This is a genomic window from uncultured Microscilla sp., from assembly GCF_947493425.1.
GTDB lineage: Bacteria > Bacteroidota > Bacteroidia > Cytophagales > Microscillaceae > Microscilla.
In genome coordinates, this window is sequence record NZ_CANLRP010000084.1 from 18,760 (window position 1) to 36,863 (window position 18,104).

The window sequence follows — 18,104 nt, forward strand, 5'->3', positions numbered from 1 at the left end:
TTATTATAAACATCAATTTAATTGTGGTGTAAAATGAAATAGAGTTTGAAACACCATGGGGCTCTGGATCACTCAAGATTATTTTTTCACGTTCTTTACGGTAATGATGGCTTTTGTTGGGTGTATAAATTTGGTGTAATTATTTCCTCTAGAAGGTAGCCAAAATGAGAAATTTTTCGTACATTATCCCCTAAACAAAATAGAATAAATCCTATGGCTAAAAATGCGTATCGATTCGAATTAGTTGACACCGATGACGGAGTCATGACCATTGATCTTTCAAAGGTGATTGCTATCAGACGATTAGAGGCACAAATGCCCAGCAATGGGCAGTCACACATCACCTTCCACATCTCTGGTGGAACTATTGATGTGGTCACGTCAAATGCCCACTACAACAAAGTCCTTGATCAATGGGGAACATTATAGGCTAAAACCTCATAGGTTGCAGAGGTGTTTGACTTCCTAGTCATCGAAATCCCAACACCTCTGCACTCTGCAGCTTGTTTCCAAACCCATCAATAATATCCCTACTTTTTGGACAAAGCGACAATGGAAACGATTAACGCAATTACAGATATTCCGATCGCTATCCACCTTGTCCAGACGTTGAAACTCTTCATTTTCTTGTAATCTTCAAGGTACAACTCCTTGAGGGATGTGTCTGTATCCCTATTCTTCCTGACAGCCTCAGCATCATCTTGCTTTTGAGCCTCCTCCTCAACTTCACTAATCCTATCATCGATAGATTGCTCATACTCATCCAAGAATCCCTTAAAGCCGTCTATGTTTTCACTCAGTTTAGCAAACTTCTCACCCCTATTCTCATAAAAGATAAAATAACTACCGTTCTCTTCCCGTGAGTAATACTCAAAGACCCTCATTACCTTTAAAAGCTCCTGATGGTCCATGTCCTCCAGAAAAAAAAGAAAATTTCTGTTTGCCTTGATTGCTTGTTCACGCTTGTCCACGCTTGCTGGCTTGAGCACAGCAGGTTGTGCCTTGCCCCCCTTGTTCCATTTCTTCATTTCGGCAACAATGTGGTCAAGCCTCGTTGCAAATTCAATATCTATCAATAGCTCTCTGATTTTGCTCATAACTGATTTCTATTATGCAGAATAGTAATAAAACGTAGTCTGTTCTGTATGTGTTTCGTGGATGAGTAGCATATCTATTGAGGTTCCCTAGGAAAACTTTCTCAGGAAACCTCAATCATCATTCTCGCACACATACATGTATATTTGTGTGATGGCTGTCACCAAGCTACGGGAAGTCATTACACCAAAACCAAACAGGGATAGCGTCAAGCTCATATCCAGAACGACTAACTTCCTCGTCTACCCCTCGCTTGGTCGTCCAAGAATAAAAGACTCGATTTGCACAAGGCTTGCTGAGAAGCTGATTGAGTTCACGATGCCGTACCCAAGCAAGATAGATAATACAGATAACGATATCACAATAAAAAGTTTTTTGGGCTTCATGGTAATTTGGGTTTTTGGTTAAAAATTACCACAATGTCGGAATGGGTAGAAAACTTTGATAGGAGAGCGTTTCGAGGGTTGGGTTTTAACCACAGATTACGTCCAAACAAAATGCACGTTTGTAAAAAAATGATAGTATTACTATCAGGCTTTGCCTTTTGGTCGCCATGTGCAGATTCACCTAGTTTGCTATTTGAGAGAAGTTGGGATTGACCCAACAAGCTATGAAGAGTCTATTGTAGAGTGTTGCTGTTTGTTTCTGTATTAGTGCTTCGCAAATAAAGTAGAGTAGGGGCTATCCCTCCTTTCATCCGGGTCGGGCTTTCGCTACTCACCCCACCAATCCCCCCACGAGCCAGCCCTTTGGTGTGGTTCAAACATGCCGCTCTATCCCTTAGCCGTTTGCCTGGGCATCGCTCACCCGTTGGGTGGCTCGTCCAGGCAGTTGTCCAGCCCTACCTCGCGCAAAATCGGCTTAGCTCGGCAGTTCCTGACACACAAACCCACCACACACTGCCGCAGCTTCTCCCCGCAGCCCACGCGCCCGGCAATCAGGGCAAAACCCGCCAGCCCCGCGCAGGGTGGGAGACTGTTCCATTGCATTCCACAGCCCCCACCGCCGACATTTTGCCCTTCGCCTCCTCACCAAAAATCATCTAGGCAGCCAAGCGAAGCGCCGTTTTACGAAAATTGAAGCTAAGTAATTAGGAGTCTTTGCAGTAAAAGATTATTACCTCTTTGCCTGCTCTGGTAGCCTTATCGATCTCACTTTTTGTCCCTTTACTTTTGCCGTCCCAAATAGCTATCATAACATCACAGTATTTTGCTATAAGCTCATTGCGTATGTGTGGGGCAATCCTTCCATATTTTGAATATTTAGGTTTGAATTCCATGTAAGCAAGCCCTTTGTTTCTTGCGTATGTTCTCCCTATTTCGGAAGCGCCTCTACAGCCTCCCCCTACTATTTCTGTAGGTTGATGGTAGTCAATGACTTCTTCTACCCCTTGGGCTTTTGTTATGGTTCTGGTACCAATCACTGCTACTCTTTTTACCCGTTTTTCCATATATAAATATACGAATAAATAAGTCATAAATATAGTTTTTATGACTTATTTTAGTTATCTTTATAGTATGAAAGTTGGAAGTAGTCAGGAGGTGTAAGGACATTTAATTTGTCACGTAGGGTTTTCAGTACTGGCTCGTACTTCTCGCAGTGTTATACATAAGGCAATGCGTCAAATGAAAAGCTTTTAGGGAACACAAGCTTTTAAAACTAATTTTTTAGTTGTAGGTTTTCCCACCGCATTTATGGTTACATTTTCGCCCATTTTACACTGCTGGGTTATTTCGTTTTCTTGGGGTGTTTTGGTGCCTTTGGAGGTGGTTTTGTGCGGTTCGCAGGACAAACGTTCTGAAAAGAAACGACCGGAAAAGACAAGTAAAGATTTTTAAGAAGGGGTGTTTCACTTCTTCACTGCATTTATGCTTTTATTTTCGCTTAATAAATGTTGTATCCACAGGGTACTATTTTAACAAGCCTTTTGAGTTGGTTTCGTGCAGTTAGAAAAATAAGTAAACGATCTGAAAAGACAAGTACACAAAAAATTTGGGCAAATGGTCGCACCCGTTTGCCCAATTATTTAATGGTTTGATGTATTAAATAATCAAGTATGAAAGATAACAAAAATTATTATTACGAAGTAATTTTGAAGAAGCTTTTTTTAGATGCAAGCCAGGCATCGAAAGAAGCTTGTGCTGAAGGTGATGTTGAGGCTTTTCTTGAGGCACAGCGCAGAATGCAAGCTTTACTTAACAGTTATATACTTTTTTGGGATAGCCAAGAAAAAAGAGAGGAGGGAGGCTTTGACTATGGAAAATAACCCTTCTATTAAAAAAACTGAGTTTACTGGGCAGCTTGCCCGGTATCAACAAATAAGCACCGCCCTGAGAGATTTTGTTATGAAACAAAACCTTTCAGCAACAATTAAAGGAAATGAGTATATCAATGTTGAAGGCTGGCAGTTCTTAGGTAGTCTTTTAGGGTTCACCGCAATTATTTTGCGGGTAAAGGACATAGGTGAAGGTGAACATATTCAATTTAGGGCAGAGGCAGAGCTTTATAACCAACAAAACGAAAAAATAGGTTATTGCACAGCTACTTGTTCTAATCGGGAAAAAGCAAAGATGTACTTTGATCCTTATGCCATTGAATCAATGGCACAAACCAGGGCTATAGGCAAATTATATCGTTTACGTTTGGGTTTTGTGGCTAAAATGTCGGGATTTGAAGCAACCCCCCTAGAAGAGATGCCTAACCAGGCAACCGTTCCAAAGAAGCCTCAAGATGATGATAACCTTTACCAGGCAGAACAAATAAATTTTTTAAGGAGGCAAATTAACCAATGGTTAGACAACGAAGAACAACGAGTTTGGATTACTACTAAAAATAGAGAAAGCATTGCTCAAGTTCATTGGGAAACAATCTCTTTCAATGCTGCTAAAAAGTGGTATGAACTGGTAGCTCTTAACCTTGACAAAGCGAGTAATAAACAACTACAAAAAATTCGTCTATTACTGGATTCTCCTTTGTTTTCAGCCTTTGAGCAAGAGCTTGTTTTACAAGACATTGATAACATAGGCAAGGCTATAGCTACCAATTGGATTACAAGACTGGAAGCTGAGACAAAACACAGAACTGAAGCCAATGCTAGAGCAGAGGTTTATGAAGATGGGTATGAAGATTTGACTGAAGACGAATGCTTGTCATAATTTTTTGACTTTCCCCTTGGATTACCAGGGGGATTGTTGAGTAAATAACTGCTTGTAAAGCCTTGTGCCTTAGACTTAAAACTCCTAATTTTGTGTCTATGGACAACGAATTGAAACCAAAAAGAGAACGAACCACCGCCGCAGTAAAGGAAAAAGTAATCAAAATGCTTGATTATGCCGAGGCTTGGGATTGTCTTCCTCCTCATTATACAGAAGAGGTGATGGAGCTATTGAAAGTTAGAGGTTTGTTTATTGATATAAAAGAGCTTGCCTTGGCTGATAAGGTTCGCAAGGTAAGAGAAAAGGTTCAGTTTAATTTTGACATAGCTTTAGCAATATATACTGTAGCTTGTAAATATCATCCCAATCTACAACAATTAGGGGGGAGTGCTGACTAGTGTCAGATCCCTAGTTAAAAATAAAAATTTCCTTTTTAAGTAAATTCATTTCACTTAAATCTTCCTCAACCTTAAATTAAACACAATGACATTATCCAAAGAAGAACGAAAAGAACTTGCCACTCAAATCAAACGACTCATCAAGGCAGCAGGTACCTTTAACCTTACTAAACGAGAGCCCGAAGAGCCCAACTACGAACTAATTCTTCAGCTACTTGATGGCTTAGGCAAAGAAGTAGAAGACGAACTACCCACCAGTCTCATGCGGAAAGTATGGGCATATCGTTATCGTAAATATCACCTATTTCTTGAGGTAAATGTAGTACCACTTGCTGTAAAAGTAAACAAACATCATCTGGTAGGGGTAGAGGTAGACCAAGATGTAATTGTAAATAAATTCTTGGATAGATACGTGACCGAAAATCCAAACAAAGACATTAAAAGCTATTCCAACGATCCTGCTTACCTTATTTTTTTACCACCCTTTGCTACTTTCTCAGAAACCTTGCAAGACCAAATTTTATGGTTTCACGAGCGCTCCAGCTACGCCAACTATGCCAAATTTCTAAACCTTAATAAACCAGCGATTAACTTAAAGTTTCATATCAAACACAAGTATGTACTCAAAAAAGACCTGGATGAAAAAGTAATTATTGAGATGCTTGAAGGTAGTCTTGACGAGCTACACACAACGCTTACACTCTATCAGAATCCATTTAGCAATACTGAACTAACCGAAGATGATATTGTAAGAGTAAAAGCCAAAATTCAATTTTTCGACAGAATTCTAAAGAACATTGATAAATATGAATTTTCTAAATCAAACTATGATAAAAATTACTCTTACCTAACCTTAGATTATCGCTATATCAAACCTGATGCTGCAACTACCAGCGACCTGGATAACGACCAAGTGCAGGTTTCCAGAAAAAGGGCAGCAAATTTCATCTTTGTCAACCAAGACCTTATTGACGAAAACCTCCCTAACCGTCACAAAACCGTACACAAATACCTGGCACAATGCAACGAACTGTTCATCAAACCTAGAATGACCTACTATTACAAGGAAAAAGACAAATAGTGTAAAAGTTTCCTTTTTAAGTAAACTTTTAGTTAAGAGCAACTAATTAACTATATGATTAGATGATTTATAGAGGAGGAGATGAAGGGCAAAATGTTTGGCGGTGGGGGCTGTGGAATGCAATGGAACAGTCTCCCACCCTGCGCGGGGCTGGCGGGTTTTGCCCTGATTGCTGGGCGCGTGGGTTGAGGGGAGAAGCTGCGGCAATGCGTGATGCGTTTGTGTGCCAGGAACTGCCGAGCTAAGTCGATTTTGTGCGAGGTAGGGCTGGACAACTGCCTAGACGAGCCACCTAACTGGTGAACGATGCGCAGGCAAATGGTTAGGCGTTTATAAGAATTTGGATCAATTATCTAAAAGTTTCCTTTTTAAGTAAACTTTTACAACCTTTGCTTGAAAATATTGACTTACCATAAACTATTTATATTAATGGGGCAGGGTATATTTTTTTTTGCTTAAAATTTGAGCAAAAACACCGGTTTTATTAATACCTAAATGTTTGTTTTTTGAGCAAAATTACGTTTTTTTAGCAATATATGACTAGAATCTACCAAAACTTTGAGTGAATTTTCAAATAAAAATTCAATTTACTATCTTTGTTTAAATGAAATGCTAAGAATATTAACATTATATGTATTCTTAACAAAAAAGGATTGTTATCTTCTGATAACAACCCCAATTGATAAAACACCCTGATTTAACAGGGTACATACGTACCTTAATCAACACATGACCTACCTAGTAGGTTTGGCAAAATGCGCCTTCCGAGGTCTCAATTCGGGGAGGCGTTTTTTTTTACTGTTGATCTTGATCTTTGTTCTTATTACCCTTGTCACAATCCTGATTCTTGTTTCCTTTGTAGAAAAGAGCAAGTGGAATTACAATGCTTCCAATTATGAATTGAATTGTGTCTTGGTTAAATAAGTCAAAGATGGAGGTAAGCGTTACGCTTTCAATCATCTCAGCATTATTATTTGTTCCTTTGACCAAAACCAGAAAAAATTGCCAGCTGGTTAGGTTGTGCATTTGTTTAGTTTTGGGAGGTCTGGCACGCCTGTCCAAATATCTTTATCTCTCTTTTTGTTAAAAAAATTAGTTTTGTTTAACTTACATTAACAAATATACAAAAAAAATAACTTTGATATTTCTGGTAGCGATTACTTTGCGTTTTTTTCTTATAAAGTTGGTTTATTGATAGGGTAAAGATAATAGCATCAATTTTACTGACCAAAAACCTACTTATTGTTGATTCAAGCGTTCAAAATGAACACTTGCAGAATTCGGTACCCATCTCAAATTGTCGTCCTACCATATCTCTTTTTGATTTTTGTTATTGCAGTTCAACTAAATTCAAAATATCATGAAGAAAACAGAAAGGACAAAAGTTAAGAGATTCTTGGTGAAATCAGGAGAAGCGTTATTCAAGGTGCTTGGGTTGCTAGGCTCGCTGGCAAGTATTTTAGCCTATTATGGGTTGTGATTGAGGTAAACCCAAGTTATTATTTTGGTGACTTGGGTAAATAAAATGTGATGGTGTTGCTAATGAGAATACTTTATGGTCTTTGAGAGCAAAAAGGTATCTGATACCTATACCCATACCGAAATTGTAGACCTTATCGCAAAGCTATAGGGTCGGCTTTTACCATAATCCAAACAGCGCAGCAGGTCAAAGTAATACATGCTCATTACAAGATGTATATCCTTCTTCTTAGGGAGGACCTTTTTGGTGTAAAGTGTATTACTCCACCCGTCAAACAAGATAAGTAGAGATTACTTATTGCAATTGCTCTTTAACCAGTGCTATTTCACTTTTCAGTTGAGCTATTTTCCCAGCCAACTGGCTTGAAGCATCATTACATTCATAACTACCAATTACCTCATAGCAATACACCATCTCAGAAATTTTTCTACTTGTTTTTGTTTTGTAATGGTACTGCTCATAAAAAATAAAAGCCAAGCATCCCACCAATAAAATCACAAGGAGAGCATGCCCAATTGCTGAATTTTCATCTTCGATTTTACTCATTCCAAAAACAACAGTACCAGTCAACAGTGAAAGTGCAGTAAAAAGGCTTATAGAAGGCATTCTGTTCTGACTATTTTGATCAAAATCCCCTAGTTTTTCCTTTAAAAAAGCCAACCTATGAGCTATTTCTGAACTACTGTACTGGTAGTAAACAGCATTAAATCTTAGCTGTATTTCCTTTTACTTCATAAGTTGTTGCTCCCAAGGTCCTACCCATTTCTTTTCTCCAAGCCTACTTTTGATTATGTTAGCCTTGTGAATATTTGAAATAGCTTGTAGGAGCATCAAAGTGCCAGCAATTAAAAAAATAACTGAAGAATCACTGATAAAGGATTTTGCATAAAGAATTAGAAAGCCACAAGCAAGCCCGAAAATGATGCCACTAACTAACAACAAAGGCTTGTCGTAGATTTTATCAAACGAGTCGTCGTACTCTTTAATAAGCTTGTATTTATCAAAATAAGTAGGTTGTTCAGTCATAAAAGTTTGAAAGTTTATTTTCTGGTGTAAAATAAACAAAAAATTGTGTAGACCAATTAACCTTGCTGTTCCTATTTCAAAGCTTTACCATTACCCGCTCAGGGGTACCCTTTGGGTCTGAGCTTACCACAACTCACTTTAAGCGTAGCGCAAAGTCTTCAAAAGCTATGCAGGGAGTGGAACCTGGTTTAATTGAACGGCAACGCCCTAAATTTTACCTGGTTGTTGTTGTCCGTTCAATTAAATTAGGACGACCGTCAATGAGCCTAAAGCGAATGCATGGGAAGCAAAAAGAACTTCGTGGATCATAAATATAAATTTCCTTTTTAAGTAAATTTTTACAAGAAAGACCCCGCGTCTAGCCAGGTTAAAATTAGGAGTAGGGGCTGTCCCTCCTTTCATCCGGGTCGGGCTTTCGCTGCTCACCCCACCAAAGCCTTCCCACAATCCAGCCCTTTGGGTGTGGTTCAAACATACCGCTCTATCCCTCAGCCAAAGTCTGACACTGTTTCTTTTCCTCAACCTCAAATTACCCGTCAACCCGCTCAGGGGTACCCTTTGGGTCTGAGCTTATTGTAGCTTACTTTAAGCGTAGCGCAAAGTCTTCAAAAGTTATGCAGGGAGCGGAACCTGGTTTAATTGAACGGTAATACCTTAAATTTTACCTGGTTGTTATTTTCCGTTCAATTAAATTAGGACGACCGTCAATGAGCCTAAAGCGAATGCATGGGGAGTAAAAAAAACTTTGTCGGTCATAAGTATAAATTTCCTTTTTAAGTAAACTTTTGACTCCAAGAGTCCCAGATACTTTATTATTGTCTCAAAACCTACACTTGAAATGTTGGAAGGTAAAACAGGCGGCATTTGGTTTTAGAAATGTTTATTTTTCGGAGAAAGTTTAACCGTTTCTTTTTATAAAAAAAAATTGATTCTTGTCCAACTATATCTAAATGCCGACATTTGTCTTTATTTTCTCTCAAAAAATGTCCGAATTGTCTGTGTGGTTTGGGTATAGATTGTTAGAAGGCTTTTACTTAAATCCGAATTTGTAAATTCAATGTCCATGCAATTAATCCAAAAACAATTCCCATTTTTACTAGCAGCTTTATTTTTACTCACGGTTGGCTGTAAGAAAAAAGAGGAAGACCCTCAACAAGCCGCCCAAACCAGCCTGAGTACTTTTATTCCTACCTCAGTAGATTTTACTTCGGTGACCCTCAAAGGGAGCATCTCGACAGTGGGTGAAGGAGGCATTACCGACCACGGTTTTGTATGGGGGGAAACCGCCAGCCCCGACCTCAACTCGGCGGGTAAACATTCGCTGGGAGCAAAAACCGAAGCTGGGGCATTCGAACACCCCGTGACTGGGCTTACTGCGGGCAAAACCTACCACGTGCGCGCCTACGCCACCGATGCCCAGGGAACAGTCTATGGCGAAGATAAAACCTTTAGCACTACCAACAGCCCCACCATTACTGAGTTTACCCCCACGGAAGCAGGTCAAGGCGATACCATCACTATCAAGGGAACCAACTTCAACGCCACCACCGCCGAAACAAGCATTAAATTTGGTACCACTGCCGCCACTACCATTTTGAGTGTAAGCGAAACTACCATAAAAGTAGTAGTGCCTAGCGGAGTAACCGAAGGCGCTAACAAAATTACCGCAACTATTAAAGGGTTAGATGCTGCTTCTACTACCGACTTTACTTACCTAGAGGGGCTTTGGACACAGAAGAAAGATTTTGGGGGAGTGGCAAGAACCTCGGCCGTAAGTTTTACCATCGGAACAAAGGGTTATATAGGTTTGGGTAAATCTGGTTCGGCATCTTCAACGGCTTTGGATGATTTGTGGGAATACGATGCTGCTACGGATACCTGGACGCAAAAAGCCAACTATTCTGGGGGTAAAAGGTCATTCTCAACTAGCTTTATAATTAATGGGATTGCTTTTGTCGGCCTAGGAGCAGATGAAAATGCTAATTGGAAGAAAGATTTTTGGCAATACAACCCCACAACTAATCAGTGGAGTAAGATTGACGACTTTGCAGGAAGTGCAACATTTGGGTTAGCTTTTTCTGTAGGGGGAAAAGGATTTGTGATTAAGGGAGGAGCCAATGAGTTTTGGGAAATAGATACTGGCGTGTGGAACCAGAAAAATGATGCACCCACGACAAGACCAAGTATTGTGTTTGTAGTGAATGATGTGGCTTATTTGATAAGCGCATTTGATAAGAAGGTATGGAAGTATAACGCTGTGGCAGATAATTGGACTTCCTTGAAAGATTTTTCTGCAAACCTTTTCTCGTTTAATGTTGGTGTATTGAATAATAAGGCTTATCTGGCCTCGAGATCTGATGATGGCTATGTGTTTTGGGAGTACACCCCAACCACTGATACTTGGGTAAAGAAACAAGGTTTGGCAAGCCGAGTAAGTACTCCAAGCTATTCAGAAGCGTTTGCCGTAGGAGATAAAATTTATATCAGAGAAGGAGGAACTACAAGGGCTTCGGTATGGGAGTTTGACCCCACTAAGTAAATAAAAGCATTGACAAGTAAGAAGTTAGTGTTCAACGCTGACTTCTTACTTGTCATTTATGATCAAACGATACAAAGATTACCTATTTTAATCCATTTATCATGAAATTTACAACGATTACGATATTCAGGCACTTTATTACTTTTCTTTTACTCTTGGTGGGCATTCAATTCACTGTTCAAGCTCAAATTGCGGGCAATATTACCGTGATGAACACTGGCATAGGCACTCCTGAATCTTACACTATAGTGTTCAATGGGCAAAACAAACTACCTGGAGTTTCCAGAGGGCATCTTTACCCTGACCTTAACATCATAGATGGAGGGTGTTTTTATGCTGCCGAAATAACCACCCTTTCTGATTACGATGCGGGGGTGCTTCATAACCAAACTGTAGTGCCTGTCCCAGTAAATTCATGTAGCAACCGGGTCTTTGCCTTTCGGTGGACGCCTTTGCCTATGCATACCCCCGAAACTGATAACAACACAGTGTGTTCAGGGAGTAGCTTTACCTTGAACTTAGATATGAAAGCCAACGATAGGATTGACCAGTACTACTGGCAACAATCTACCGATGGAGGGGCTACCTGGACAGATGCTGCCCACACCAGCGGAGGCACGGCTTATACCACTACACCTTCTTTGGTGATTAATGTACCCACCGTGGTGAGTGCACAAAATATGCTTTACCGGGCAAGAGGTTTTCGTTATGGTAAGTTGGTGGCTCCTGCGGGTCCGGCTTTGCCTGTGTATATTTCTCAAGCAGCTCCTGACTCTTACGCTGATACCCAAAGTGCTACTTGGGTACCCACTGAAACGATTCCACTGAGAATCAATGGGGTGACGGTTGGGGCGATTAATATCACTCATAGCACTTGTAGTCAAGGAGGTTTGGGCAACGGTAAAATTAATGTGACCTTTAATCAAAATGTAGTGGGTGATTATTATTATAGTTTGGCGGATGGCCCTTTTGTAAGTGACCCTGTTCCTGTGCCTACAGAACGCATATTTGAAGGTTTACCAACCGCTGTTATGAATATTTCCCCTACGCAGCTTTCCCATACCTTTCCTGACGAGATGTCTTCAGGAAACCACTTTCCTCTTACTTCTGGAGATTATACCTTGGCAATAGAAAACGTCATTGGAGGGCAACGTTATTGTTTTAATAAATACCTCATCAACATTAAATCCCCGTCCCCAGTTACCTTAGTAGAGCAAACCATCCAAAGACGTAACCCCAGTTGCATTGGCGCGGCCGATGGACAAATTGTACTCACCGCAGGTGGGGGAGCTGCTGTCCAATCCAGTGCTTACAAATATACTATTCTCAAATACCGCAACGGTGTTTTGGTAGAAACCAGCCCCAATTTGTCACCCGGCAACCACACCTTTGGTGGGCTGGATGCCGCAGGCTACCATTTCGAAATCCAGGAATTGGGTTGTGGTGCCAATACTTTGGTTACTTTGCCCAACCCTGGCGTTATTACTTTATCCAATCCGCCTACTACGGTGGCTACTTCTGCTGTAGCAAGCCCCATTGTGTGCGAAGGAGGCACGGGCAGCATTGCAGTGAGTTTTACCCAAGGTAACGCAAGTGGTACCTATACTATAGAAGCTTATAAAGACGGGGCAAGCACCGCCCATGCCACCGCTAACGGCATTACCCACGCTTCGGGCGGACATACCTTTACGGGCTTGCCTGCGGGCAGTTATACTTTTAAGTTGAAGCACTCTTGTAGTAGCGGAGGTAACTATGATATTAGCACGCCCCAAATCCTGACCGATTTGGTGCCTGTAGCGGGTACCCTGGCAGGCATTCCACAAACGGGCAGCACCCACGCTATTTCCTGTAAAGGAGGCACCGACGGAAAACTAGGCGTAAAAGTAACTACAGGCAACGCTATTGCCCCCAATACCGCCTATACCTTGGTGCTCAAGCAAGGCGGAACAGTGGTAAATACTCCGGCTTTTGTGGGTTTTGGCACTACTTCACTTACCGGGGTGACAGTAGGCGACTCGGTGGTATTTACCGGGCTTACTGAGGCGAACTACAGTGTAGAAATCAGCCAAAACAATTGCCCCCAACCCGCCAAAGTATTGGGAAGCGTCAGCTTGACTTCCCCAACTACTTTGACGACCACCATTACCCCAGTACTACGTTTTGCTACCTACCACGTCACCTGTGCCAATGGTGAAGACGGGCAAATCAGGGTAGATAATGTAACCGGAGGCAACGGCAACTATACCATAGAACTCAACGAAAACGGCGCTAAAATCGCCAGTCAAACGGGTACGTCAGCTTTGTTTACGGGCTTGCGCCCGACCAACTTCCAGTGGGGCACTGTGGTGTACAGCATTCGGGTAATAGACGACAAAACCTGTGAATACATGAGTTTGCCTATTCAACTACAGGCACCTCCCGTGCTTACAGTATCGCTCACTCCTGAGCGGGTTACTTGTAAAGGCGAAAGCAACGGAAGCATTGCCGCCACCATTGGCGGAGGAGTCAAACCCTATACCATCCAGTGGCTAGATGGAGCCAATAGCCCCATAACCGCTGAGATTACCTTGGGCGCTACCGAAAGCACTGCTACCTTGAGCAACCGTCCGGCGGGCGCCTACAAGCTCAGAGTAAAAGATGCCCAAGGTTGCCACAATTTTGTGACCGGAGGCTGGTATGAAACTTTGACTACTATAGATGAACCTGCGGTGGCTTTTGCCTTTGAAGTGGCTTCTTTTACCATAGACTCGGTCTCTTGTCACGGAGGCAGCGATGGTCGTGTGACCCTCGCCGTAGTGGGTGGTTGGGGTGGTTATGTCTATTCTAAAGATGGTACCAATTTCCAGGCATTAGCTGCTTTTAGCGGCTTTGCCGCAGGCGACTACACCTTGTACGCCCGCGATGCCGAAAACTGTACGATCAGTACCGTGGTCACAGTCAAAGAACCTCTATTACTCACGCTTACCCAGCAACAAATTACCCACGTGAGTTGCAAAGGAGGTTATAATGGTACCTATATTTTTGAAGCAACTGGAGGCAATGATGCGGGTACTCAACCCTATACTATTTTAGTCAATGGAGCCCCTTACGCCGAAACCGATTGGTATACCTGGACAACCAATCATCAAATTGCCCTGAGGGGTTTGGCAGCAGCCAGTTATACTATAGAGGCTACGGACCATAAAGGTTGCCAGCAAACCTTGAGTTTTACTATCACTGAACCCGCCCAATTAGAGGCAAGCATCACCAACATTACCACCGCTACTTGTGGCTTGCCTAATGGCAGTGCCACCGTGACAGCTACTGGAGGAACTACTCCTTATAGCTACACCTGGAAAAAATACGAAACAGCTCTGGGAACTTTGAAGACTTGGAGTAATTCGGCAAGCCTGACGAATGCCGAGGGGGGCGCCTACGAAATGATTGTTACCGATGCCTTGGGTTGTTCGGTGACCCAAGTGGTACAACTGTCCAATGCCGATGCCGCCACGGTGACTAACCAAAACATTACCCAAGCCACTTGCGCCGAAGCAAAAGATGGTACAGCTACTTTTAGTGTAGAAGGTGCATTTCCTATCCAGGTAAGTTGGGTAAATAGCAACGAAACTGGGCAAATTGCCTGGCAAAACGCCACTACCCTCAAGCTCAGCGGACTTGCCAAGGGTTACCACGACTTTCAGACCCAGGATGCCAAGGGTTGTATCCGTTTCGAGCGGGTACTCGTGCCGGGTCCCGAACCTTTGCTCATTACCCGCCAAACGAGCAAAGACCCTACTTGCCACAACAGCACCAATGGTGGCTTGGCAGTTGCGATCAGCGGAGGTACCGAACCTTACCAAATTGTCTGGGACCAAGGGTTGGCTGCGGGAGCAACTTCTTTTGATAACCTCAGCGCGGGCACCTACACTGTAGCAGTGACCGATGCTAAAGGTTGTACCCGACAGGCGAGTTTTATCTTACAAAACCCCTTGCCCATCAGTGTAGACTTGGGTGTTGGCAGTACGGTGTGTGTGGGGCAAAGTGTGACTTTAAAGCCGACCATTCCGGTGGGCAATACGGTGGCGACCTATGCGTGGACTTCAGCGAGTGGGAATTTTAGCAGCAGCGAGCCCCAAGTAACCGTAAATACCACTGATACCTATTTCCTGACCGTGACCACTGCGGCTGGTTGCAGTGGCAGTGGCCAGTACAAATTGGCAAACTCAGCTAGTGCCTTTGAAGCCGATTTTCTAATGCCTTCCGATGCGGTGGTGGGCGATACGGTGGTGCTCATTGAGATTTGCCGCCCAGCGCCTACCACCTTGTTTTGGGACATTGAGGGGCTTGACCAAGACGTATTTTTGTTGGAGAGTACCGTGACAAACCCTAAACAAAACTTACTGGTACCCAAAGAAGGGACTTATACAGTGCGTTTGTACGCCTCGCTAGGGGGTTGCCAAGACGTGTTCGAACGCCAGGTAACGGTGGTAAAAGCTGAAGACAAGCGTTTTGCCCAGTCAGGCAAAGCAGGCCAACAAATTACTGCCCAGGTATCACCCAACCCAGTGACTGGTGGCAAGATAAAGATTGCTGTATCTTTGACGCAAGCCGCCTCGGTATCGGTAGAGATTTTCAACATTTCATCGGGTAACCGTTGGCGTTACAAGCAACCGATCCAAGGCAGTGGAAAAACCGATTATCATTGGTCGCTCCACATCCCCGAAATGACCCAAGGAGTGTATGTAGTGAGGGTACAAACCCCTACCAGCCAGAAAATGTTGAAGGTGGTGGTGAAATAAGGCATTTAACTGTTGGGATTGTTAAAATTGTTCTATCTTTTGGCTAGTACCTTAAACATTAAGTAAATACGCTATTATTTGGGATGAGTTTTGTTTTCTGACGAACTTCAAAAATCGCGCATAGCCTTAGCTACGCAAGTTTTTTTTAAGTAAAGTCAGTGGGCAAAAATCGCCGAAATAATGGGTTAGGTATTTAGTATTTAAGGTACTAGTGCACTGGAAACTAAATTCCTATCATATTATTCGGAGTCTTTAGCCCGCTTACTTTACTTCAAAAAGTTTACGTAGCTTTGGCTATGAGCACTTTTTGAAGTGCGTCAGCAAACAAAATACCCTCGAATAAATAATATATTTATTTAATCCCCAATGTACTAGTTGTTAAGATTGTTTTCCATTCTGCAACGAGTTGCAAGTACGCGAAGCGGTTTAGAGCGGCTTTGCTTAACAATCTAGCAATGAGCCGTAAGCGACAATAATTACAAAAAAAATATGTATTTTAGGTCTTATGGAAGACAAAGAATGGACTTATCCTTTTGACAAGCCCTATAGTTGGGACTGGCGCGATGAGCATTGGTATATGCGTTATTTGGAGCTGAAGGCGTATAAAAAAATACATGGAGATTGCAGAGTTCCTTATAATTGGTCGTCAAATAAAAGCTTGGGCATTTGGGTAAGTGAACAAAGAGTGAAAAGAGAAAAAATGGTTTCTTGGCGGAGAGAGTTGCTGGATTGGTTGGGTTTTACCTGGCGTATTTTTAAAATGCCAAAGCGTCTTTCGTGGCAGGAAATGTATAACAATTTGTGTGATTTTAAAGAAAAACAAGGGCATTGCAATGTTCCCGCGAAAGATCAATTAAAGTATTTAGGCTCTTGGGTGTCTGCCCAAAGAGGTAAGTACAAAAAAGGGTTGTTATCACAGAGGCAAATTAATTTGTTAGAACAAGTGGGCTTTGAGTGGTCTAGAGCCAATACAAATCCTTTGCAAGAACGGTATATAAATCTTTGGGAGCGTCGTTTTAATGAACTAAAAACTTTCAAATCATTATATGGACACTGTCACGTTGGTAGAAGCTATGAAAACAAGCAGTTGGCTGGGTGGGTTGCAAGTCAGAGAAGAGGCTTTAAGGAAAAGACTTTGTTGCCAGAAAGGAGAGAAAAGCTTGATGCGTTAGGGTTTCATTGGGATGGGTCCAAGAGCCGTGAGTATGCAATGAAACAACGTTATGATAAACAGTGGCTCAAAAATTTTGCTCTACTTCAGCGTTTCCAGCAAAAGAATGGTCATTGTGTTATACCGTTTAATCAGAAAGGATTAGAGGCGTTGAGTTGGTGGGTGTCTTCGCAAAGAGGTGCTTTTAGGAAGAATAAGTTGAGCTCAGATCAAGTTAAATTGTTAAACAGCATCGGCTTTGATTGGGATAGAAGACATAAGCCTGGTAATAGACAGGCTTTTATAAAGAAAAGATGGATGATGAGGTATCAGCACTTGGTAGATTTCAAAAATACTTACGGTAATTTTCGGGTTCCTGACAACAAAGAGTTTGCTGCACTTAGGAGCTGGCTTTTTACCCAACGACTAAGGTTCAGAAGAGGACAACTCGCTCAGCATTTTATCGATTTGTTAGAAGAATTAGACCCTGCCTGGAAAGTACCTAGTACCTTATCCTCTAAGTAAATGCACTATTTATTTTGGATGAGATTTGTTCTCTGACGAACTTCAAAAATTGAGCATAGCCATAGCTACGCGATATTTTTAAGTAAAGTCAGGGTGCGAATATCGCCGAAATAATGTGTCAGGTATTTAGAGGTTGAGGTACTAGCCAAGGTAATCGAACAAAAACTAAATAAACCTTACTCCGACAGTTTCAAAGGTGAATCAATCGGGTAAACCTACTTAAAATGACTATTTTTGAACAATTACTGCCTGCCTTTCCACATTTTCAAAATATTTCTTGTTAAAAGCGTCCAAAGTCAACCACTGAGATGGGTATATCCAATTGATACCCAAGATAAAGAAAAAGCTAATGGCTAAAAGTCAACAGCTAAAGTTCAACAGAACTCAAAAGCCAAGAACAAAAAGGCTAAAGGCCAAAAGCTAAAGGCTAAAAACTAAAGCTCAAAACCAACTACTTAAACCAAACCAAGGTAATGCGCATCCATTTATTCAAGTGCCTTATTATTGCGGGAGTTTTGCTCTTAGGAGTCAGTGGTTACACCACCGCTCAACGAAACTACAGCGTCAAGTTGATTGCCACAGTGAGTCCTCCTCACAGCCCCTTCTTACACTCCTATAGCTATCCTAGCGCCCTCACGCTCCATCTTATATTAAATGGGCTCACTTCTTATTCAGGTCATTTGCGAATTAAACTGGAAAGCATCGATGGGAGGGGAATTGTTATCCAAACCAAGGCAAATTATTTACCTTTGCTTAATCTAGGACCTAGCCAAACAATGAGTGGCCCAGACTTGGCGCCCTATTTTGATGTGAACAACTTAGATTTTCTAGGGTATTCTCGGCAGCAGTATTTAAAGACGAAAAGAATCCCTGATGG

General features: G+C 42.0%; 14 protein-coding genes and 1 pseudogene. 10 read left to right on the forward strand and 5 right to left on the reverse strand.

Features of this window, described 5'->3' with window-relative positions:
* Positions 1-213: 213 nt before the first annotated feature.
* Complete coding sequence (locus tag Q0954_RS19835; RefSeq protein WP_299459345.1) at positions 214-429, forward strand: hypothetical protein; 216 nt, start codon at positions 214-216, stop codon at positions 427-429.
* A gap of 101 nt (positions 430-530) precedes the next feature.
* Here the strand turns inward: Q0954_RS19835 and Q0954_RS19840 are convergent, their stop codons facing one another.
* Both Q0954_RS19840 and Q0954_RS19845 read right to left on the reverse strand, forming a co-directional pair.
* Complete coding sequence (locus Q0954_RS19840) at positions 531-1,097, reverse strand: hypothetical protein (RefSeq protein WP_299459347.1); 567 nt, start codon at positions 1,095-1,097, stop codon at positions 531-533.
* A 1,088-nt stretch (positions 1,098-2,185) separates the two neighbouring features.
* Positions 2,186-2,572, reverse strand: a complete 387-nt coding sequence (locus Q0954_RS19845; RefSeq protein WP_299459349.1) for a hypothetical protein — start codon at positions 2,570-2,572, stop codon at positions 2,186-2,188.
* A gap of 579 nt (positions 2,573-3,151) precedes the next feature.
* Between Q0954_RS19845 and Q0954_RS19850 the strand changes: the two genes are divergently transcribed.
* The 5 genes from Q0954_RS19850 (at position 3,152) to Q0954_RS19870 (ending at position 5,974) form a co-directional block, all read left to right on the forward strand.
* Complete coding sequence (locus tag Q0954_RS19850; protein WP_299459351.1) at positions 3,152-3,361, forward strand: hypothetical protein; 210 nt, start codon at positions 3,152-3,154, stop codon at positions 3,359-3,361.
* Positions 3,351-4,250: a hypothetical protein gene (locus Q0954_RS19855; protein WP_299459352.1), complete on the forward strand. Its 900-nt coding sequence runs from the start codon at positions 3,351-3,353 to the stop codon at positions 4,248-4,250. The genes Q0954_RS19850 and Q0954_RS19855 overlap by 11 nt, the downstream gene beginning before the upstream one ends.
* Before the next feature lie 98 nt (positions 4,251-4,348).
* A complete protein-coding gene (locus tag Q0954_RS19860; protein WP_299459353.1) occupies positions 4,349-4,648 on the forward strand; it encodes a hypothetical protein in 300 nt (99 codons plus the stop codon).
* Positions 4,649-4,733: 85 nt separating this feature from the next.
* Positions 4,734-5,729 carry a hypothetical protein gene (locus tag Q0954_RS19865; RefSeq protein ID WP_299459354.1) on the forward strand — a complete coding sequence of 332 codons (996 nt, stop codon included), beginning with the start codon at positions 4,734-4,736 and terminating at the stop codon, positions 5,727-5,729.
* Between the two features lie 62 nt (positions 5,730-5,791).
* Positions 5,792-5,974 carry a hypothetical protein gene (locus tag Q0954_RS19870; RefSeq protein WP_299459355.1) on the forward strand — a complete coding sequence of 61 codons (183 nt, stop codon included), beginning with the start codon at positions 5,792-5,794 and terminating at the stop codon, positions 5,972-5,974.
* 550 nt (positions 5,975-6,524) lie between these two features.
* On the opposite strand, the gene Q0954_RS19875 is transcribed toward Q0954_RS19870, so the two are convergent.
* The 3 genes from Q0954_RS19875 to Q0954_RS19885 form a co-directional block, all read right to left on the reverse strand.
* Positions 6,525-6,755 carry a hypothetical protein gene (locus Q0954_RS19875; RefSeq protein ID WP_299459356.1) on the reverse strand — a complete coding sequence of 77 codons (231 nt, stop codon included), beginning with the start codon at positions 6,753-6,755 and terminating at the stop codon, positions 6,525-6,527.
* A 748-nt stretch (positions 6,756-7,503) separates the two neighbouring features.
* Positions 7,504-7,869, reverse strand: coding sequence for a hypothetical protein (locus Q0954_RS19880; protein WP_299459357.1), 366 nt, complete (start codon positions 7,867-7,869; stop codon positions 7,504-7,506).
* 66 nt (positions 7,870-7,935) lie between these two features.
* Positions 7,936-8,235, reverse strand: coding sequence for a hypothetical protein (locus Q0954_RS19885; protein WP_299459359.1), 300 nt, complete (start codon positions 8,233-8,235; stop codon positions 7,936-7,938).
* A 1,063-nt stretch (positions 8,236-9,298) separates the two neighbouring features.
* Between Q0954_RS19885 and Q0954_RS19890 the strand changes: the two genes are divergently transcribed.
* The 4 genes and pseudogenes from Q0954_RS19890 to Q0954_RS19905 all read left to right on the forward strand — a co-directional run.
* Positions 9,299-10,774 (forward strand): IPT/TIG domain-containing protein, encoded by a 1,476-nt coding sequence (locus tag Q0954_RS19890; RefSeq protein WP_299459361.1) that lies wholly within the window; start codon positions 9,299-9,301, stop codon positions 10,772-10,774.
* A gap of 101 nt (positions 10,775-10,875) precedes the next feature.
* Positions 10,876-15,552 (forward strand): T9SS type A sorting domain-containing protein, encoded by a 4,677-nt coding sequence (locus tag Q0954_RS19895; RefSeq protein WP_299459363.1) that lies wholly within the window; start codon positions 10,876-10,878, stop codon positions 15,550-15,552.
* 505 nt (positions 15,553-16,057) lie between these two features.
* A complete protein-coding gene (locus tag Q0954_RS19900; RefSeq protein ID WP_299459365.1) occupies positions 16,058-17,227 on the forward strand; it encodes a helicase associated domain-containing protein in 1,170 nt (389 codons plus the stop codon).
* 473 nt (positions 17,228-17,700) lie between these two features.
* Positions 17,701-18,104 (forward strand): annotated as a pseudogene (locus tag Q0954_RS19905) (fibronectin type III domain-containing protein); the annotation flags it as partial.

Bases quoted from the DNA above. Each gene is read 5' to 3' on its own strand.
- Q0954_RS19840 (WP_299459347.1), bottom strand. From the start codon at position 1,097: ATGAGCAAAATCAGAGAGCTATTGATAGATATTGAATTTGCAACGAGG.
- Q0954_RS19870 (WP_299459355.1), top strand. From the start codon at position 5,792: ATGATTTATAGAGGAGGAGATGAAGGGCAAAATGTTTGGCGGTGGGGG.
- Q0954_RS19855 (WP_299459352.1), top strand. From the start codon at position 3,351: ATGGAAAATAACCCTTCTATTAAAAAAACTGAGTTTACTGGGCAGCTT.
- Q0954_RS19885 (WP_299459359.1), bottom strand. From the start codon at position 8,235: ATGACTGAACAACCTACTTATTTTGATAAATACAAGCTTATTAAAGAG.
- Q0954_RS19890 (WP_299459361.1), top strand. From the start codon at position 9,299: ATGCAATTAATCCAAAAACAATTCCCATTTTTACTAGCAGCTTTATTT.
- Q0954_RS19845 (WP_299459349.1), bottom strand. From the start codon at position 2,572: ATGACTTATTTATTCGTATATTTATATATGGAAAAACGGGTAAAAAGA.
- Q0954_RS19895 (WP_299459363.1), top strand. From the start codon at position 10,876: ATGAAATTTACAACGATTACGATATTCAGGCACTTTATTACTTTTCTT.
- Q0954_RS19875 (WP_299459356.1), bottom strand. From the start codon at position 6,755: ATGCACAACCTAACCAGCTGGCAATTTTTTCTGGTTTTGGTCAAAGGA.
- Q0954_RS19860 (WP_299459353.1), top strand. From the start codon at position 4,349: ATGGACAACGAATTGAAACCAAAAAGAGAACGAACCACCGCCGCAGTA.
- Q0954_RS19850 (WP_299459351.1), top strand. From the start codon at position 3,152: ATGAAAGATAACAAAAATTATTATTACGAAGTAATTTTGAAGAAGCTT.
- Q0954_RS19900 (WP_299459365.1), top strand. From the start codon at position 16,058: ATGGAAGACAAAGAATGGACTTATCCTTTTGACAAGCCCTATAGTTGG.
- Q0954_RS19865 (WP_299459354.1), top strand. From the start codon at position 4,734: ATGACATTATCCAAAGAAGAACGAAAAGAACTTGCCACTCAAATCAAA.
- Q0954_RS19835 (WP_299459345.1), top strand. From the start codon at position 214: ATGGCTAAAAATGCGTATCGATTCGAATTAGTTGACACCGATGACGGA.